The 569-nt window shown below is 32.3% G+C and carries 1 protein-coding gene; it reads right to left on the bottom strand.

Annotated elements, in window-relative coordinates; genetic code table 11:
* Positions 1-343 precede the first annotated feature (343 nt).
* Positions 344-569, bottom strand: a 226-nt coding sequence (locus tag AC1DSL_RS19295) for a GNAT family N-acetyltransferase (protein WP_477533486.1), incomplete at its 5' end; no start/stop codon positions are given.

Raw genomic sequence — 569 nt, 5'->3', positions numbered from 1 at the left:
CTATTATGAAAATTTATGCTTTATTTTTTTACTTAAGGAAATTATTTGGTTGATTAAAGTCAATTGTATCTATTAAATAAATCTCCTGCCTCGTTAGATGAATAAGAAAAGAGCTGCTTTAGCAGCTCGTTGTTCTTCAACCCTAAAGCACCCGTTAGTTCAAGAAGAACTTTTCTTATATCAACTGCTTTTTAAATAAAACTCAATCTTGATTTGGCCCTTCATAGTCCGTATGTACATTAACACTATCTACAATTGTATCTCCTTGTTCAATATCGAATCCCATTGTAGTATGATAGGCAATTAAACTTTATTAACAGGAGAAGTTACACAAAGGACTACACTACCTACCACCTTTTTGTTTTACAACATTAAAAAATTCGGTGTAGAGTTGGTTTCCTATTTTGAGCTTTCTATTTTCCGGATGTACTCCAACAAAATGAATATAGGCCTCATCAGACTTGGATTGAGATAAAAAACTTTTTAGAAACCCAATGACTTGTCCATCTTTTTCTGCAATAAAACTTGTATCAGTAAAATGGTCAAAGAACATCACACACTTAGGAGGT

It is taken from the genome of Paenisporosarcina sp. P4_D4, from assembly GCF_056401835.1.
This window is presented reverse-complemented; position numbering and strand designations above follow the sequence as displayed.